An 18,385-nucleotide genomic window follows, 5' to 3' on the forward strand; every position below is an offset into this window, starting at 1 on the left:
GCATTGACCCCAAGCGATAGTGACTTGTATGTGAATGGTGCCTCTGTTTCCGCTCAACAACCATCACAAACCACATACACAGATAGTGTGAACGATGGCACATGGACCTTCAAGGGTTACGACGCAGACAATGCAGTCGTCAACAAGGCCAGTGTATCCTTCGTCGGTAAATGGACCTTTGAAGCTAACAAGTACCAAGCTACTTATCGCTTCGAGAGCGCAACGGCAGGTAAGCAACTTCCAGCAGGTATCACAGCCTTGACTCCAAGCGACAGTGCAACTTATGTGAACGGTGACTCTGTTTCCGCTCAACAACCATCACAAACCACATACACAGATAGTGTGAACGATGGCACTTGGACCTTCAAGGGTTACGACGCAGCTAGCGCCGTTGTCAACAAGGCTGATGTAGAGTTTGTAGGAAAATGGACCTTTGAAGCTAACAAGTATCAAGCAAGTTACCGCTTCGAGAGTGAGACAGCAGGTAAGCAACTTCCAGCAGCTATCGCAGCATTGACCCCAAGCGACAGTACAACATATGTGAATGGTGACTATGTTACCGCTCAACAACCATCACAAACCATATACACAGATAGTGTGAACGATGGCGTTTGGATCTTCAATGGTTACGACGCACCTAGCGCCGTTGTCAACAAGTCTGATGTAGAGTTTGTAGGAAAATGGGCCTTTGGAGCCAACAGGTATCTAGCTACTTACCGCTTCGAGAGTGAGACAGCAGGTAAGCAACTTCCAGCAGCCATCGCAGCATTGACCCCAAGCGATAGTGACTTGTATGTGAATGGTGCCTCTGTTTCCGCTCAACAACCATCACAAACCACATACACAGATAGTGTGAACGATGGCACATGGACCTTCAAGGGTTACGACGCAGCTAGCGCCGTTGTCAACAAGTCCAATGTATCCTTCGTCGGTAAATGGGTCTTTGAAGCTAAGCAAGCTCCTAGTCCTCAGCCAGAACCAGCACCACAACCGCAACCGCAGCCAGAACCAGCGCCACAGCCGCAGCCACAACCAGAACCAGCGCCGCAACCAAATCCAGTTCCACCAGTGAACCCAGGGGGAGAGCAGGGAGCTGATAATAACCAGGCAGATAGACATCAACCAGAACAACCAAGAAAACCTGAAGAGAATCCACCAGCTCAAAGTCCAGCAGGAGAAAAAGCAAAACAAGCTACATTGCCAAATACAGGTAGCACTGCACCGCTTTCACTCACTGGACTAATGACTAGCTCTCTTCTTGCAGGTCTAGCAGCGTTGCTTCTTGGTCGCAAGCGGAAAGATGATTAAGTACTGATTTTATCTAGGTATATCGACTTTTATAAGATTATTAAGCAGGTAGTTGACTGTTTGACAAATCTATCTGAGTCGCAAGCTTTAAGGCTGAGAGAAGACCAATTTGGTCTTCTCTTTTTGCATTTTGGATAGAAAGCAAATGTGTGATTTTTAGTATAAGAGAGGTATTTAGAGAAATTGAGAGCCTTGTGATAGGTCAGATGAGTTGGACTACTGAAAATGGTCAAAATATGGTATAAAGGTTAGATGAATAGAATCGAGGAAATTATGTCATTTACACAATTTAAATTTAAAAACTATATAGAAAAGGCTTTGGAGGAGTTGAATTTTACGACTCCTACCGAGGTTCAGGAAAAGTTGATTCCTATTGTCTTGGCAGGTCGTGACTTGGTTGGTGAATCCAAAACAGGTTCAGGGAAGACTCACACTTTCCTGTTGCCGATTTTCCAACAATTGGATGAGGAGAGCGATAGTGTACAGGCAGTTATCACAGCTCCGAGTCGTGAATTGGCAACGCAGATTTACCAAGCGGCTCGTCAGATTGCTGCCCACTCAGATGTGGAAGTTCGTGTGGTCAACTATGTCGGTGGTACGGATAAGGCTCGTCAGATTGAAAAACTTGCCAGCAACCAACCACATATCGTTATCGGAACACCAGGTCGCATCTATGACTTGGTCAAATCTGGTGATTTAGCTATTCACAAGGCCAAGATCTTTGTCGTCGATGAAGCCGATATGACCTTGGATATGGGATTCTTAGAGACAGTCGATAAGATTGCAGGGAGCCTTCCGAAAGACTTGCAGTTCATGGTCTTTTCAGCGACTATTCCACAAAAATTGTAACCGTTCTTGAAAAAATACTTGTCAAATCCTGTTATGGAAAAAATCAAGACCAAAACGATTATCTCAGACACCATTGATAACTGGTTGATTTCGACCAAGGGGCGTGATAAGAATGCTCAGATTTATGAATTGACTCAAGTCATGCAGCCTTATTTGGCAATGATCTTTGTTAACACAAAAACGCGTGCTGATGAGTTACATGCATACTTGACTGCTCAAGGATTGAAGGTAGCTAAGGTTCATGGAGATATTGCTCCTCGTGAGCGCAAGCGGATCATGAATCAGGTGAAAAATCTGGTTTTTGAGTACATTGTCGCAACGGACTTGACAGCGCGTGGGATTGACATTGAAGGTGTTAGTCATGTCATCAATGACGCCATTCCGCAAGACTTGTCCTTCTTTGTTCACCGTGTTGGACGAACTGGGCGCAACGGACTGCCTGGTACAGCTATCACCCTTTACCAGCCTAGTGATGACTCGGATATCCGTGAGTTGGAGAAATTAGGAATCAAGTTTACTCCTAAGATGGTCAAAGATGGAGAGTTTCAAGATACCTATGACCGTGATCGTCGTGCCAATCGTGAGAAGAAGCAGGAAAAACTGGATATCGAAATGATTGGCTTGGTTAAAAAGAAAAAGAAAAAAGTCAAACCAGGCTATAAGAAGAAGATTCAATGGGCGGTGGATGAAAAACGTCGGAAGACTAAGCGAGCAGAAAGTCGTGCCCGTGGACGTGCAGAACGTAAAGCTAAACGCCAAACATTTTAAAAATGAAACAGTAGGACCAAGTGGTTTTACTGTTTTTGTATAGTTCTAAATCGGGATTGTCAGAATTCATAAGTAGATGATGTTAAAAACTTAAAATTTAATCAGATCATTCTTTTAGTTTTCTGAAGTTTATAGTATACTTAAATTAAAAATAGATTGTAGGAGAAGTACAATGAAAGACTTTAAAGACTTTATTGCTGGGATTGGTGAAATAAATGTTATTGTTTATTTGATATATGTGTGTACTGGTCTCGCTCCTCTCTTTCATATATTGGTCATCGGTTCAGAATTAAGCACTGGAAAAATAGTTTTAACCATCTTAGGTATACTTTACGCTATCCTTTTAACGATTGCTAGAATTTATCGAAAGTTTTTCTGGTAAGAATCATCATGAAATATTAAAATCCCATCAGAAATTTGAACTGCACCCCAAAAGTTAGACAGAAAAAATCTAACTTTTGGGGTGTTTTATTATGAAATTGAATTATGAAGATAAAGTTCAGATTTATGAACTAAGAAAGCAAGGACAAAGCTTCAAACAGCTTTCGAAAAGATTTGGTGTGGATGTTTCTGGTCTAAAGTACATGATGAAATTTATTGACCGTTATGGCATAGATATCGTCAAGAAAGGGCTGAATCGTTATTATTCTTCAGAACTAAAACAACAAACGAATTAAAGTCAAACTAAAAGGACTTAGCCCTGTGCAATACAGAACTAAATCCTTGCAATAATTATTTGTCCAACTTTTAGGGGTCAGTACAGTTTTCCTTTTTGGTATAAAATATGTGCTTCCTATGATTAGGCAATTTTCTGAATCGAAAAATGACTAAATAGAAAGAGAGATTTCAAAGCCTTGCATCCATTCGGATTTTACTGTGATTTCGATTTTTAAAGCATCTGCTAATTGTTTGACAAGATAGAGACCCATGCCTGTTGATTTTTTCCTTGTCTCTCCTGAATCACCTGTAAATCCTTTTTCAAAGATATGAGGGAGGTCGCAAGCTTTAACTCCACACCCATTATCCCTAATAATCAGGGTTTTGCGCCCCTTGTCACTTGACATAGAAATCTTGAGTTCTGGTTTGTCAGAGCTATATTTAAGGGCGTTGGCTAGTATTTGAGACAGGATAAATCCAAAACTGCGTTGATCAGTGTAGCAGATTCCTTGTATGTTCTCTAACTTAATCGTAAAATTCTTTTCTTTGAGCAAGGGATCAAAGTTCTCCAAAAGATCTTGGATACACTCTTCTAGGTCAAGGTCTTCAAATAGAAAATCATTTTTCTCACTTTTCACCCTGTAGTAGAATAGGATCTGTGATACATTTCCTTGGATTTGATTTTTCACATAGTCCAATTTAAAAGCAGTATCCTCAGGTAGTTGGTCACTTTGATTGTCTAAAAGGAGGGAAAGAAGCGATAAAGGAAGTTTAATCTCATGCGCCCATTTTTCAACATAGTCCTCGTACTCGGCTAGTAATGAGTTGAGTTTTCCTATTTGAGCCTGCTTTTGATAAAGGGTATCTGCTATTTTTTCAATGCTTTCTTTCTCTGAGGCACTTGATAAATTCAATAATTCAAGCTCAGTATCGATCTTAGGGTTGGCTATGAAGGATTTATAAGCAGCGGATTTTTTTCTTTCTTTTCTTATAAGTAAGAATGATAGGATGAAAAAAAGCAGGACGGTGGCTAAAATATAGAGAAGGATGAGAGCTTGAAACATTCTCACATCTGAAAGCCAAAGCAGGACAGCTGTGAATAGATCAAATGCTAAGAGAACAAGTAACCAAGGCAGATAACTAGCTAGATATTTTAGGTTATGTTTCATCTGGACTTACCTCTTCTAGCTTGTAACCAATACCTCTGACGGACTTGACTTTAAGGGCAATGCCAGCCTGTTTCATCATCTTTTTCAGCCTTGCAATGTTTACTTGTAGGGCATTTTCATCGATGAACTCAGTTGTATTCCACAGTTTCATGCTTAGTTCTTCTTTTGTGACAACAGAATCAGTTGCCACTAATAAGGTTTCTAACAATTTTCCTTGATTTTGGGGGAGTAAAATCGAGTGTCCATTTATATAAAGGGTATAGGTATTTCGATCCAGTAGAAAATTATCTTTTTCAAGTAGATTTTGTCTACCTTCATAGCGTTTCAAGATATTTTCTATACGTGCCAAGAATCTTTCTTTCTTGAAAGGTTTTGTTAAGTACTCATCTGCCCCTAATTTCAGGGCGTAGATCTCATCTTTTAGTTGTTCACGGGAAGTGAGAACCAATATGGGCACAGAGCGTTTTGACTTGAGATTTTTACAAATTTGAAAACCTGTTTCTCCTGGCAAATTCAAATCTAGTATGATTAAATCCGTATCGTATTGCAATACTTGCTGGCTTGTATCTTTGAAGTCAGTCAACTTATCAACTTGATAACCCGCATTCTCTAACAAAATGACAATTTCATCTCGAATCAAGGCTTCATCTTCAATAACCAGAATATGCTTCATATCGGCTCCTCCTTTTCCTATTTTATTCTACCTTATTCATCTCTTTTGGGTTCCATTAAGGACAACAAGTACTTGTTGCTATTTTTCTTTACAATTTTTATATAGATGACTTCAAAGCCTGCTAAGAGCAGTACGATCAGCATGGCTGTGATAAATTTCTGCCCCATGACCATTCTTGCACTGGCTGGTACTATTCCTGTGAGGAGGGAGCCCACTCCAAAGCTACTACTGATAAGTGCAAGGGTTATTGGCAGACCGAAATACCAATTGATTTGCTTTTCTGAAGATTTACAAAGAGTTTCGTAGTTGGCTCCGAGATGGATCAAGGTTTGGTATCGTCTGTAGGATTGTCTTTGTCCCATCAAAAACTGAACGCCGATAATTGTATTTGCAACAACAAGGAAGATGATAGCCAGATAGATAGTGATATAGCTGGCAGAGATAATGTAAAATAATTGTCTTCCCATATTTTGTATATAGCTTTCATAGCCAAGAGAGGTTTGATTTAGCTTTTCATTCGTATCTGAGATAGCTCTCATCAAGCCTTTTTCTTTGACCAGCTCAGGAGCCAAGATACCGCTGACATAGTTCGAGTAGTGACCGTCTGTATAGTTCATAAAGGTCTCATCTGGGACTATGAGGGCTACAGAAATGGTTATTTCACGGTCCGTTACAATTGGTAAAGACTGTACTTCGCCAATCAATTTTACATCATTTCCCATGACTTTGATATGAGGATTTGCTTTCAGAACAGAGTTAACCAAGTTCTCATCAGGGAGAAAATCTTTCCCCATATACAAGTAGGCTTCCTTGCTAGTTAGTTCTAGAGGTAGCAGACCTGCAGCCCTTCTAAGCTCATTGTATTCAGAGAGTGGCAAAAGGTGGGAACTTATATATATTTGGAAATTATGGACTAAGATTTCCTTGTTCTTACTTTCTTTTTGCTCTTTCAATACCTTGATGAACTGTTCAAAGGACATTGACTTGTGTTCTTTAGGTTCGCCTACTTTGATTTGCAGAATCTTTGAAAACTGTGATGCCAGTCCAGCAGCTTCAAGCTCTTTTTTAACTGTATTTACATCAAGATTTTCATCTGTTTCCTGCTTGCTATCTCTAAATGTATAATCCAATACGTGGGTTTGATTGCCTGAATTGCCGCTTGCAATGGCCACACCTGCTCCAAAGAGGCACAAGGCAGAGAAGATTAAGAGGGAGCAGACAGCCAGTATAGTTGAGCGCTGGATAACTAATTCCTGAATCTGTCTAAAATTATAGGCATGAAGTTTTCGATTGTTTCCAAGCTTGACCAAAAAGTCTATAAATAAACGCATACCAAAGAAGAGGAGGATAGTTCCCAGAGTACCCAAGAGAACGGTGATGCCCATGGTTATGACACTCTCCCAAGCTCGTCCACTCATACCCATGTAATAGGCTGTTCCTAGAAGCAAAATTCCGAGGAAAGAAGCAAGAAGGTGAACCCCCTTGGGGAGTAGTTTCTTCATGCCAGAAGGAGAATAGGATAGCAGATCTCCGATTTCCTTATTGGCTGTTTTTGCACTTAAAAGGATAAAGACAGCTAATTTTACGGCTAGAAAACCGATGATTGTATAGAATAGAGCTGTAGTAGATAGAGAAAATTGATGTTCAATAATCCCTAGCCCAACAATTTTAGCGGTTATTAGGCTAATCAGTTCTGAAATTAAGATTGAAATTGGAAGACCTATTCCAAGAGCAAGGATACTGTTTCTCAAATCCTCGAGTAGGAGCAGCAAGAACAGTTTGCTTCTTCGCATTCCCAGTGTGAGATAGACACCAAATTCATGTTTTCTCCTTTCCATCTGCATACTGCTTGCGAAGTAGACTAGAAAAAAGAGAATAAAGAGGGTTGCTACGTAAAGAATAGGAATCATGCTAAAGAGTTTATTTACAGCGTCACTTTCTATTTGTTTTAGAAAGAGCATCACATCTTGATGGGACAAAGAAAGGATGATGTAAAAGGAGATAATAGAAAGAACCATAGAACTGAAGTACAAGCCATTATTCTTTCGATCCCTCTTGCTATTTCTTGAGACTAATTTAGAAAACATTGCCATCACCTCCAGCCAGGGCTGCCATGACCTTTAATATTCTGTGATAGAAGTCCTCTTGACTTTCTCTTGGATAGTCGCGTCGAATTTCATGGAATAGTTTTCCGTCTTGGATAAACAAGATGCGGTTGCAAAAGCTGGCTGCAACGGAGTCGTGGGTTACCATGAGAATGGTGGTTTCTTCCACTTGATTCATTTCGGATAATTTTTGCATCAAAATGGTCGCATTTTTTGAATCCAAAGCTCCTGTGGGCTCATCTGCAAATACAATCTTAGGGTCTAAAATCAAGGCACGCGCAGCAGCTACCCTTTGCCGTTGACCACCTGATAATTGAGATGGGAACTTATCCAGAAGTTCAGAAATATCCAGATATTGGGAAAGCAATTCTAACCGAACCTTGCTTTCGTTGGCATCGACCTTGTGCAAAGACAAGGGGAGTAAAATATTTTCTTTGGCTGTCAGATTGTCCAAAAGCTCAAAATTTTGAAAGAGGTAACCAATTTCCTTGCCACGATAATCAGCTAACTGACTACCTTTTAACTGACCTAAATCTTTTTCTTGCATTTGAATGGAGCCGTCAGTTGGTTTGATGATAGTAGCGAGACAGTTAAGAAGGGTTGTTTTCCCAGAACCACTGCTCCCCATAATCCCTAAGAACTCACCTTTGACAACTTGAAAAGATATACCGTTCAAGGCTTTGGTGATATTGGGCTCTTTCCCATAATGCTTTTTTAATGATTCTACTCGTAAAATTGTTTCCATGTGAAACACCTCCATCTTTTGTTACTTTCATTATAGTATGAATCAGAGGAGAATAACACTTACGGATGATGTAAGAAATCTTTATCATTAGGTTATTGGAGCTATACTTACTATATTATAGCATGGTTTCAAGGATTTAAAAAGAGGAGTTGAGAGTCGAGAAATTTTCCTAATATTGAAATTATAAAAAATAATACCACTGTATTCCATGCTACAGCAGTATTATTTTTTATTTTATAGGAAACTTTATTCCCACTCAACGGTTGCAGACTCCTTGAAAATCGCTATATAATAGGCTTTTTAAGGAGTTAGTAATTCTTTGGTGGGGTTTTTGGTGGGAATGTTATTTTGAAATTGATTGGTTCCCGTTGAAATGTACTAAGCTAGAAGATGGGAAAGAAACATTAATAATTCCGACCATTTCATTAGTGATAGCTTCATCAGCGCCATCCCATAGATGCGAGTAGTGTTTCAAGGTGATTTCAGGAGAAGAGTGTCCTAAACGTTTTGATAGAATAAGTACATCAGCATTTAATTCATTAATCAGCAGTGAGGCGTGGCTATGCCTAAGACCTTTCGCTTGGATAGGCTTTACGTGAGCAATCTTGGCGTACCTTTTAATAATCCTTGAGATTGTAGATTTTAGCATAGGTAAGCCATCGTATGAAAAGATAAAATCGTTCTCGTGTCCTAGTCCAATCTTTTTTTGAGCTTCACGCCATTTTTTTAACACATCAATAGTATCTTTATCTAAACTAATCATCCTTTTGCCGTCTTTAGTTTTCGTAAACGAATTACGAGTCCATTCTTTTTTGTTTTTAACAATAAGCATATGATGAACTCGTAGGCGTTGCTTATCAAAGTCAACATCATTCCATTGAAGGGCACAACCTTCATTTACACGTACGCCAGTCATGAAATATACCCAAATCATCACGAAGTTTAAATGTTCATATACATCTTCAATGTAAATTTGGGAAATAACAGCTTCAAATTCGCTCTTTGTCCAATATGGGACATTACTTTTCCCTTTAGGAATTGCATTAGATTGCTTAGAAATGTTTTTTTCCACATATCCCATTTGCAAAGCATAGTCCAATGATTTCCTAAACATGCCAAAGATGAGGCTAGCATATCCTTGTGAATATCCGGCACCATCCTCATCTTGACTAGTCAGTAACCATGTTCGAAACTTCTGGACTTGTTCGAGGGTAATCGAACGAAGTGTAGTGTCACCAAAACGATCACAAAGCTGCAAAAGATTTTTCTCTCGAACTGAAAATGTGCTGTGCTCAACTGTTGTTCTATAATATGGAATATAATGGTCTTCCATAAATTGCCGATATTTCATACGGTAGTTAGAATAACCTTGAGATTGATGATATTCATGTTTCAGCCGAGTTAATTCTTTATAAGCATCTGAGGCCGATTTAAATGGGTTCCCATGCTGATCTTTCCTAGATTTCTTTCGTACCCGTTTCCCAGTAACTCTATCTCGACTAAATTCGGTTTGAAGAAAATATTTTCCGTCTTTATCAGAATATACTCCAGGAAATTTTGTTTTCTGTTGATATTGTGGCATTATTCCTCCTTGTAAAGTGAAACACCCAAAATTTCTTCAACAGCACTGATTGGGACGTGCCCTAAACGTCGATTATTATAAAAGGCATAACCCTTTTGTACCATAATTAGCTTAGCTTGTCTAATAATTGAAATGGCAGTATAGGGATTGTAACCCATTTTAATTAAATCTTCTTTGTTCATTGTTTGTTTCATAATTAATAATCCTCTTGAAATTTCTAAATTTTATTGCGATAATAGAAGTAGGTAATAGATATTATTACTAGTATATTTTGAGTTTGTTTCTGACACCGACCAAAGTTTGGAAACAAGCTCTTTTTTATTTTTACTTAAAGTAACTTTCATATCCTTATCCTTTTGAAAATATTCGAATAGTAGTTGCGGTACATATTTATAAATGCACCTTGATATATCAACGTTTTTTGACATTGAAGAATATATTTGCTATTAAAATAACTGCTAAATTTTTATTCCATCTCTAAATCTTTTTAAGATTCGTTTCAACATTTTATCTTCAAGTTTTTCTTTTGTATTTTCTGTAATTGTTTCATTGAAAATTTTATTTCGTTTTTCTAAAGAGTATGTTTTTAGTGGAAAAGTTTTATAAAAAGTTGTTGAAGGGTTTCTACGAGTGCCTAAACCATATTTTTTGGATTCTTCTAGTGAATGGAACATTACTCTTATTATTTCTAGAACTAGCCAACTTGTCATTTTTCCTAATTCATGTTTTGTTCCAGTATTTGCTTCTTGGTATTGGAACCTTTTTAGGATTCTTCTTTTAGTCTCACCCTTATTTGTTTTTAAAAATCCTATTGGAAGAAATGCAATGATATCTTCATCAATTAAATCTGATACTGTGGTATTTGATAACTGATCATGAATAAATAATAAAAGTTCCGTTGTATAAAATTGTGGATTAGATTTCTTATAAATTTTCTTTAACATCTTTTCACATTTTATAGTTGCATTTATGATTATCTCTATATATCGAAAAACACCATCAGATATTAGAATCTCTAAATATTGAATAATCATTTCATCAGTTAATTGTGCTAAGTAATGGGAGTATAATTGCTCAGCTATCCTACTGCCAGTTAATTCGATTTCATATCTAAAGATCTCTAAATTCTTTAACGATGAATTTGTTTTACGGACTTGTTTGTTCTTTTTTGCTTTCTCAATTTTGTTATAAAAGATGTGTTTTTCTTTCTTATTAATCTCAATCGATACCATCGAAAACTTATCTGTATTTTTACTTGTTCTATGATTTTTTAAATCTATATTCTTTTCTTCTTCCGCAAGTGAACTTATTAATAATTGACGAGTTTGTAAAGATGGTAATTTATCAAAAGCAATTGTGAATGCTAATTCAATTTTCTTAAACCTAACAGAATTCGGATTATATTTGGTTTTAATCTTATAATCTCTTTCTAATTTATGTAATACCTCTTTTAATCTTAACTTAATCCCCTCAATGCCTGTAGTTTGAAAATTAGGAGAAGGACCGTTAAGTTGGATTGCAATATACCTCTTTCTGTAACCTACTTCTTTTAAGCTAATTGTCACTTTTCCTAAATCTACTGATTGAATTGTGATCTTAATTAATTCTCCTTGTGAGTTGTAATCTATAGATGCTGTGTCTTTAAATATTTGTTCATCAAAAACGTTAGGATCATAAGTTACTATTGGACTATGAATTGAGACTACACAGTTATCAATACCCCAATAAGCTGTGGTAACTGAGAAACAAGATTTTATAAAACTTTCGTTTTGTTTCTGTGATTCCAGTAATTCTTTCTTCCTAAGTTCTCTATCTTCCTTTTGTCTTTCCTTTTCTTCTATTTCTTCACGAGATAAGGGAGGTCTCTTGACTACTTTACCATCTCGTTTATTTCTTTTAGGTCTTCTTACCATGTATATTCCTCCTTGTTGTTAAATCTGTAATGAAGATGTACTTCTAAAATGTAATTTTCTTTAAAATTAAACCTCCTTCTTTCTTATATTGGTTAGTATGCCATAAATCATGCAAAAAACGTCCAAAAACAAAAAAAAATTGAATTTTTTTTTAAAAACAAAAAAACACTCAATTAAGAGTGCTTAAAAAACGCGTCGTAACAAGGTTTTGAAGAAAAAAGTAGGCTCTTACCTAATTTAATTTTTTTAGTTTAGAACAAGAATGTTAAGAAAGAAATCAATACTTTCAGTACGATATTTTATTGATGTGACAAGGTTTTGAAGGAAAAAGTAAGTTTTTATCTACTTTATTTATTTTTAAACAAAGTATAAATTTCTAATTATCTTTTTATATTTTCTTAAATGCTCGTAAAGCCTTATTCTATGTGCTTTCGAGTATTTTTACTGTAGGAAGATACTTCACGTTTCTTTGCATATTTCCTCATGTCTTAGCTGTCAGAAGTGGTAAATAAGTAGTAAATTCATTTGTACTACTAAGCAACAAGACGCTCCTGTTGCTTCTCTTTATTCAAGCGTTTCATTTCTGCCATTGCAGAATCGAATGTTGCATGTGCGTAATAGTTCAGCGTCATGGCTATATTAGCATGTCCCATAATGTACTGTAATGCCTTTGGATTCATTCCTGCATTTGCATAGTTGGTACAGAATGTATGTCGCAAACTATGTGGAGTGATGTGTGGCAATTTATCCTCGTTATACTTATTGTATTTCTTAACAAGACCTTTCATCATGCCGTTGTAATCACTTGCCACTTTTGGATAGTTCTTTCTATTAAGAAAGAGGAAATCACTATATCCATCAATCTCAACACGCTTATCATTCTTTCGATTCGCTAACACTCGCTTAAATGCTTGATAGGCTTCTTCAACCATAGGAACTTGACGTTCGCCACTTTTGGTCTTTGGTGTTTCAATGTAGTACCCAATTTCAGTATCTCTCAATAGCTGATGGTCTATATTGACAAGACGATTCTCAAAATCTAAATCTGGAAGTGTCAAACCACCAAACTCTGAAATACGAAGACCTGTTTTTAAGAGTATCAGAATTTCATCATAATTTTTGCTGTAGGTTTTATCAGCTTTTGCAAAGGCTAACAGTTTTTCTTCCTGTTCTTCTGTTAGTACGGTCTTAGGGACAGTATCATCATCAAGAACTGCTTTCAGTTGAAAGTCAAATGGATTCTTCCGAACACAATCATCTTGTATAGCAATATAGAATGAAGCCTTTAAAGAACGTTTGTAGTTATTGATGGTTTGATAAGCATAACCATTTTCACTCATTCTAATAGCCCATTCTTTAGCGTCTGATGGCTTAATACTGTCAATACTTCTTACACCTAACTTGTCTTTCTTCAAAATATCCATAAGATATTTGCGTCCAGTTTCAGTGTTTTTTCTAACCTTTGGTCTTTGAGCGTTCTGTTTTGCGTTAAGCTGGCAGAGTGTCATTTTCTTTCCTACAACATCAATACCATCATGAATGTCTTTCTGTAACTCTGCGATTTTCTCTCTAAGTGAGATACAATCACGCTTTCCTGCTGGTACTCGGTCTGTAGCCACAAGTTTCCACGAGTAAACAAATTGCGGTTCTCCAAATGAATCTATATATTTGTATAAGTATCTTCCGTCTTTTCGTTGGCTCTCTCCAGTCTTTAAGATTCGACCTTTATTGTCACGTCTTTTTTCTGACATGGCATTTGCTCCTTTCCTTTATGGAAAGAGCCTTGATACGACTTAATACTATTTTATCATATACAAGACCCTTTGGCGACGCTAGATTGCGTCCAATGTATCTATAATTTTTTCAAATTGTTTTCGTTTAATCTGAATACGATTGCCATTCATAATCAGCCAATTTGCATTTTTATTTTCCTCTGCCAAGCGTCGTAGCTTGTTTTCGCCAATACGAAAATATTTTGACGCTTCTTCAATGGTTAGGGTATAACGTTCCCAAATAGGAATGTCAGTCTGCTTCATAAAATCCTCCTTTCCAAATCACTTATTTGGATTTCATAAAAGTTGTTTTACCAGCAATCGAACAGCTTTAGCAAAGCTCACGGGAGTTCCACCCCTGCATGGTTCTCATGTAGCCATACTCATTGCCTGCGACGGTTTTATCACGCTCGGACTATTGACTGTATGGGAGTATCATTATCACGATAAGAATGTCGTTGCAGGCAATCCTGCTAAAGATTGCTTCTCGGATCACTAACATGAATCGCTCGCTATCTTTATAAGATAGGTCATGGCGGTTAGTTCCGTTGGCTCTTTTCTTATCGAAACGTATTCGATTACTTTTATTCAGTTTTCAAAGAACAATGGCTCGTTAGCCTATCAAAACACATTGAAAGCTCAATATGCTTTGGTGGAATAACAAACCTCCCTGTTCGGGAAGCGTGGAATGGTTTAGCACGCTTCCACGAAAGGAGAGAGGATATTACTTAATTTCAAATGACAAAATCTTTGTAATCAGTCTGGTTTCCATTCTTCCACGTAAGACTTCATCAACGACCATACTTTGATTGCCATATTCATCTTTCATAAGTCGTAGGGAACGCTTCGTTATGTACCCTCTGTAATGATGTAGAATCTGGTTAATCGCTTCGGTATCGCCATCTGTTGCCTTTACAATGAGAGGAAAGGGAATCATAGGATATTGTGTTTTCATTCTTCAAATTCCTCCATAAACTTTTTAATTAAGGCTAGTCCACTGGTTCTATGCCGATAGACAGTAGAACGGTTCAATTTCAACAGGTCTGCAATTTCTGAATCGCTCATGTCCATAAAGTAAAACAGCAGTAGAATTTCACGTTTCTTGTCTGGCAACTCACGTAATGCTTCACTCAACAAATCATTTTCAACGCCTACTGATAACCCATTGAGTGTAAAAATCTGAAAGTCAGTTGAATAGTTATCTGTTGTCGCAAACTGGCTAACAAGATAATCGCCAACATCCGAAAAGGACACCTCACGCTTTGCAATCCTTGAAAGATAAAGCATATAATTCTTTCGCTCGTCTTCCATAGCACGTTTACAGATATAGTCAAACTGATTTTCTATTGTGGTCTGAAAAGAAGATGGTTTCATGTTTCTCACCCCCTTTCTGTCTAGGAAAGGAAGTGAGCCTTGCTCGTTTATCTCCTTTCACTCTTAGTCCCAATGTGAAAGGGGGATTTGTTGCATTACTGATAAATAAACTTTGTAAAAAAGTTCTGAATAGCCAAAAAAGCATATAAACAGATTTATTTCTCTGTTTACATGCTTCTGTTATTCTATCTATATGATTTATAAAACCACATTGGTGGACGTACTTATCTATTGCAGATAGACGACTTTTTTTGACAAGAACCCAATGTAAGGAAATTTATTGTATATGATGTACTTCATGGCGACGTTGACCTCCAACAAACCGCCATTTGGAAGTAATATACAATATTTTAACAGCGTAAATAGCACTACCATATAACGGTTTTTTTTATTGGCGTTTAGTAGTGCTTTTTATTAAATATAAACCTATAAACCATATAACACGTTTTTCTATACCTGTTTTTAATTCAGTAGGAACAATAAAATGTATAGAGGTGGTCTACTATGCGTAAAAAAGAAGATAAATATGATTTTAGAGCCTTTGGTTTAGCCATTAAAGAAGCTCGATTGAAACGAGGTTTAACTCGTGAACAAGTGGGAGCATTGATTGAAATTGACCCACGGTACTTAACTAATATTGAAAATAAAGGGCAACACCCCAGCATACAAGTTCTTTATGACCTTGTATCGTTACTTCATGTTTCCGTTGATGAATTTTTCTTACCTGCTAATAACTTGGTAAAAAGCACCCGACGATTACAGATAGAGAAATACATGGATAGCTTTACAGACAAAGAACTATCCTTAATGGAATCTTTAGCCAGCGGTATCAACGAAGCAAGAAACATCGAAGACTAATTAAAAGAATCCATACATAACGGAAAGAGCCGATAAAATGAGATTGTATTAATCTCATTTTATCGGCTCTGCGTCTTTGCGTCTGGCTCTGTAATCACAGTTACTTTGAACTGCTTTATTTCAATTAAATTTTCTTGTCTGCATTTCGGACAATAGAGGGGGAATTTTTTTAATTCAGTATCTTCCCTTATCTTTAATCGTGTTTTATTTCCACATACAGGACATGTTGAGGCGGTAAGTTTGCTAGTCAAGGAGTAAAACGACGAAGATTAGCATTTACTTCCGCCCATGCGATAGCTGTCCGTGATTGACAAGTGCTAGCACGCAGACAGAACGGAGATAGCGAACCGCTGAGTGTGTCGCTCTGCTCGTAAAAGCTTAGAAACCTTTGAACGAAAGGGATAATGAAAGCCTTGATTGCAAGGCTTTTTGCTTTATGGTGGGTAAGTATCAGAGTGAGAAAATTTTTGGAATGAGTAGAAGTGATAGCTAGAAATTATCAGTTTCTATTTCCATTTACCCTGTGGGTACGTGTTTGTTTCCATTGACAAGGAGTTTGTGGGAATAGAAATGTACCCACCTTGTTTGAATCAAGTGAAGTGTAGTTGAAGGAAATCTGTTGAAAGCAATACTTCATTTTACCGAATAAGTAATAATTTAGGCAACTTCAAATCGATTAAAAAAAACTATTTTAAAGGTTAAGAGTAGACAAAAATTGTCCACTCTTTTTTGCAAACTCAATTTATCAATAAATGAAATGAGGGAATGTAAAATGAAATATTTTGAGGTTGAGTTAGAAAATCCTGATGAATTTTTAAAACTACAAACAGAAGATTTTGTGAAAGCTAATCGCTTGCTACTAAGGAAGATAATCCAGAGCGTTACAGTCTATGAAGAAAACTTCGTCATATCCTTTAAATCTGGCATCGAATTGGAAGTATGAGTCTCATTCCATAACTTTTATATTGAACATATCATCTTGTTGTGTTATACTATAAATTGATATAAACAAAGATGTAGGAGGAACCGAAACTATGACAGCCTCAATGCGTTTAAGATAAGCTGGCAATAAAAAAAGCAGAATCTATACCCGATGATAGGCTTTTTTGTTGTGCTTATTTATACGATATTGAGCATTCATTAGTTACGGTGAGGATATTGGTTATTTAACTATACCTTTATTTAACTATGTCTTTAATATGAATGTTTCCAAATTGTATGTATGCAGACCAAAAGCCACATTGTGGGGTTTGGCCTGCATTTTTTATTGCCTAGAATGCTATTCAAAATAGAAATTCAAGCAAAATAATATGCAGGAGATAATATAAATGGAAAAATACAACAATTGGAAACGAAAATTTTATGCAATATGGGCAGGGCAAGCAGTATCATTAATCACTAGTGCCATCCTGCAAATGGCGATTATTTTTTACCTTACAGAAAAAACAGGATCTGCGATGGTCTTGTCTATGGCTTCATTAGTAGGTTTTTTACCCTATGCGATTTTGGGACCTGCCATTGGTGTGCTAGTGGATCGTCATGATAGGAAGAAGATAATGATTGGTGCCGATTTAATTATCGCAGCAGCTGGTGCAGTGCTTGCTATTGTTGCATTCTGTATGGAGCTACCTGTCTGGATGATTATGATAGTATTGTTTATCCGTAGCATTGGAACAGCTTTTCATACCCCAGCACTCAATGCGGTTACACCACTTTTAGTACCAGAAGAACAGCTAACGAAATGCGCAGGCTATAGTCAGTCTTTGCAGTCTATAAGCTATATTGTTAGTCCGGCAGTTGCAGCACTCTTATACTCCGTTTGGGATTTAAATGCTATTATTGCCATCGACGTATTGGGTGCTGTGATTGCATCTATTACGGTAGCAATTGTACGTATACCTAAGCTGGGTAATCAAGTGCAAAGTTTAGAACCAAATTTCATAAGGGAGATGAAAGAAGGAGTTGTGGTTCTGAGACAAAACAAAGGATTGTTTGCCTTATTACTCTTAGGAACACTATATACTTTTGTTTATATGCCAATCAATGCACTATTTCCTTTAATAAGCATGGAACACTTTAATGGAACGCCTGTGCATATTTCTATTACGGAAATTTCCTTTGCATTTGGGATGCTAGCAGGAGGCTTATTATTAGGAAGATTAGGGGGCTTCGAAAAGCATGTATTACTAATAACAAGTTCATTTTTTATAATGGGGACCAGTTTAGCCGTTTCGGGAATACTTCCTCCAAATGGATTTGTAATATTCGTAGTTTGCTGTGCAATAATGGGGCTTTCGGTGCCATTTTATAGCGGTGTGCAAACAGCTCTTTTTCAGGAGAAAATTAAGCCTGAATATTTAGGACGTGTATTTTCTTTGATCGGAAGTATCATGTCACTTGCTATGCCAATTGGGTTAATTCTTTCTGGATTCTTTGCTGATAAAATCGGTGTAAATCATTGGTTTTTACTATCAGGTATTTTAATTATTGGCATTGCTATAGTTTGCCAAATGATAACTGAGGTTAGAAAATTAGATTTAAAATAAACAATATTGGAGGAATATTTATGTATCTTATTTTCATGTAACTCTTCCTGCTAAAATCGCAGGGTT

General features: G+C 37.0%; 17 protein-coding genes and 3 pseudogenes. 8 read left to right on the forward strand and 12 right to left on the reverse strand.

Translation table 11 applies throughout. From position 1 onward, the window contains the following. From NGI26_RS01830 to NGI26_RS09295, 5 genes and pseudogenes are all read left to right on the forward strand, one after another. Positions 1-1,308: SHIRT domain-containing protein (locus NGI26_RS01830; RefSeq protein ID WP_251935356.1), on the forward strand; the 1,308-nt coding region annotated here is incomplete at its 5' end. Between the two features lie 273 nt (positions 1,309-1,581). Further along, positions 1,582-2,925: pseudogene (locus NGI26_RS01835) on the forward strand (DEAD/DEAH box helicase). Between the two features lie 172 nt (positions 2,926-3,097). Beyond that, on the forward strand, positions 3,098-3,307 hold the full coding sequence (locus NGI26_RS01840) for a hypothetical protein (protein WP_251935359.1): 210 nt from the start codon (positions 3,098-3,100) through the stop codon (positions 3,305-3,307). Positions 3,308-3,398: 91 nt separating this feature from the next. Next, positions 3,399-3,593, forward strand: a pseudogene (locus NGI26_RS01845) (helix-turn-helix domain-containing protein); the annotation flags it as partial. After that, positions 3,586-3,657 (forward strand): annotated as a pseudogene (locus NGI26_RS09295) (IS3 family transposase); the annotation flags it as partial. The pseudogenes NGI26_RS01845 and NGI26_RS09295, both read left to right, overlap by 8 nt. A gap of 95 nt (positions 3,658-3,752) precedes the next feature. Here the strand turns inward: NGI26_RS09295 and NGI26_RS01850 are convergent. The 11 genes from NGI26_RS01850 to NGI26_RS01905 form a co-directional block, all read right to left on the reverse strand. Further along, positions 3,753-4,751 (reverse strand): sensor histidine kinase, encoded by a 999-nt coding sequence (locus tag NGI26_RS01850; RefSeq protein WP_004251202.1) that lies wholly within the window; start codon positions 4,749-4,751, stop codon positions 3,753-3,755. Beyond that, positions 4,741-5,424 (reverse strand): response regulator transcription factor, encoded by a 684-nt coding sequence (locus tag NGI26_RS01855; RefSeq protein WP_251935362.1) that lies wholly within the window; start codon positions 5,422-5,424, stop codon positions 4,741-4,743. The genes NGI26_RS01850 and NGI26_RS01855 overlap by 11 nt, the downstream gene beginning before the upstream one ends. Positions 5,425-5,456: 32 nt before the next feature. After that, positions 5,457-7,511, reverse strand: a complete 2,055-nt coding sequence (locus tag NGI26_RS01860; RefSeq protein WP_251935365.1) for an FtsX-like permease family protein — start codon at positions 7,509-7,511, stop codon at positions 5,457-5,459. Then, positions 7,501-8,274: an ABC transporter ATP-binding protein gene (locus NGI26_RS01865; protein ID WP_093585119.1), complete on the reverse strand. Its 774-nt coding sequence runs from the start codon at positions 8,272-8,274 to the stop codon at positions 7,501-7,503. Before NGI26_RS01865 ends, NGI26_RS01860 begins: the two co-directional genes overlap by 11 nt. A gap of 343 nt (positions 8,275-8,617) precedes the next feature. Then, positions 8,618-9,856: a tyrosine-type recombinase/integrase gene (locus NGI26_RS01870; protein ID WP_156676799.1), complete on the reverse strand. Its 1,239-nt coding sequence runs from the start codon at positions 9,854-9,856 to the stop codon at positions 8,618-8,620. Beyond that, positions 9,856-10,050, reverse strand: a complete 195-nt coding sequence (locus NGI26_RS01875; RefSeq protein ID WP_251935368.1) for a DUF3173 domain-containing protein — start codon at positions 10,048-10,050, stop codon at positions 9,856-9,858. Before NGI26_RS01875 ends, NGI26_RS01870 begins: the two co-directional genes overlap by 1 nt. A 264-nt stretch (positions 10,051-10,314) precedes the next feature. Then, positions 10,315-11,769 carry a hypothetical protein gene (locus tag NGI26_RS01880; protein ID WP_251935370.1) on the reverse strand — a complete coding sequence of 485 codons (1,455 nt, stop codon included), beginning with the start codon at positions 11,767-11,769 and terminating at the stop codon, positions 10,315-10,317. A 533-nt stretch (positions 11,770-12,302) separates the two neighbouring features. Continuing rightward, the gene (locus NGI26_RS01885) at positions 12,303-13,520 is read right to left on the reverse strand and encodes a tyrosine-type recombinase/integrase (protein ID WP_251935373.1); all 1,218 of its coding nucleotides are present in this window, start codon (positions 13,518-13,520) and stop codon (positions 12,303-12,305) included. 81 nt (positions 13,521-13,601) lie between these two features. After that, positions 13,602-13,805, reverse strand: a complete 204-nt coding sequence (locus NGI26_RS01890; protein ID WP_000814511.1) for an excisionase — start codon at positions 13,803-13,805, stop codon at positions 13,602-13,604. A gap of 460 nt (positions 13,806-14,265) precedes the next feature. After that, positions 14,266-14,496, reverse strand: coding sequence for a helix-turn-helix domain-containing protein (locus tag NGI26_RS01900; protein ID WP_000857133.1), 231 nt, complete (start codon positions 14,494-14,496; stop codon positions 14,266-14,268). Beyond that, on the reverse strand, positions 14,493-14,915 hold the full coding sequence (locus NGI26_RS01905; protein ID WP_000804885.1) for a sigma-70 family RNA polymerase sigma factor: 423 nt from the start codon (positions 14,913-14,915) through the stop codon (positions 14,493-14,495). Before NGI26_RS01905 ends, NGI26_RS01900 begins: the two co-directional genes overlap by 4 nt. Before the next feature lie 504 nt (positions 14,916-15,419). On the opposite strand from NGI26_RS01905, the gene NGI26_RS01910 reads away from it, so the two are divergent. After that, complete coding sequence (locus tag NGI26_RS01910) at positions 15,420-15,773, forward strand: helix-turn-helix transcriptional regulator (protein WP_001227347.1); 354 nt, start codon at positions 15,420-15,422, stop codon at positions 15,771-15,773. A 59-nt stretch (positions 15,774-15,832) separates the two neighbouring features. Here NGI26_RS01910 and NGI26_RS01915 read toward each other — a convergent pair whose 3' ends face one another. Continuing rightward, positions 15,833-16,024 carry a cysteine-rich KTR domain-containing protein gene (locus tag NGI26_RS01915; RefSeq protein WP_001860868.1) on the reverse strand — a complete coding sequence of 64 codons (192 nt, stop codon included), beginning with the start codon at positions 16,022-16,024 and terminating at the stop codon, positions 15,833-15,835. Between the two features lie 521 nt (positions 16,025-16,545). Between NGI26_RS01915 and NGI26_RS01920 the strand changes: the two genes are divergently transcribed. Beyond that, positions 16,546-16,716 carry a hypothetical protein gene (locus NGI26_RS01920; RefSeq protein WP_000873143.1) on the forward strand — a complete coding sequence of 57 codons (171 nt, stop codon included), beginning with the start codon at positions 16,546-16,548 and terminating at the stop codon, positions 16,714-16,716. Positions 16,717-17,101: 385 nt separating this feature from the next. Further along, a complete protein-coding gene (mef(A), locus tag NGI26_RS01925; RefSeq protein WP_000417519.1) occupies positions 17,102-18,319 on the forward strand; it encodes a macrolide efflux MFS transporter Mef(A) in 1,218 nt (405 codons plus the stop codon). Positions 18,320-18,385: the final 66 nt, after the last annotated feature.

It is taken from the genome of Streptococcus sp. Marseille-Q0941 (genome assembly GCF_943736975.1).
Taxonomy (GTDB): Bacteria; Bacillota; Bacilli; order Lactobacillales; family Streptococcaceae; genus Streptococcus.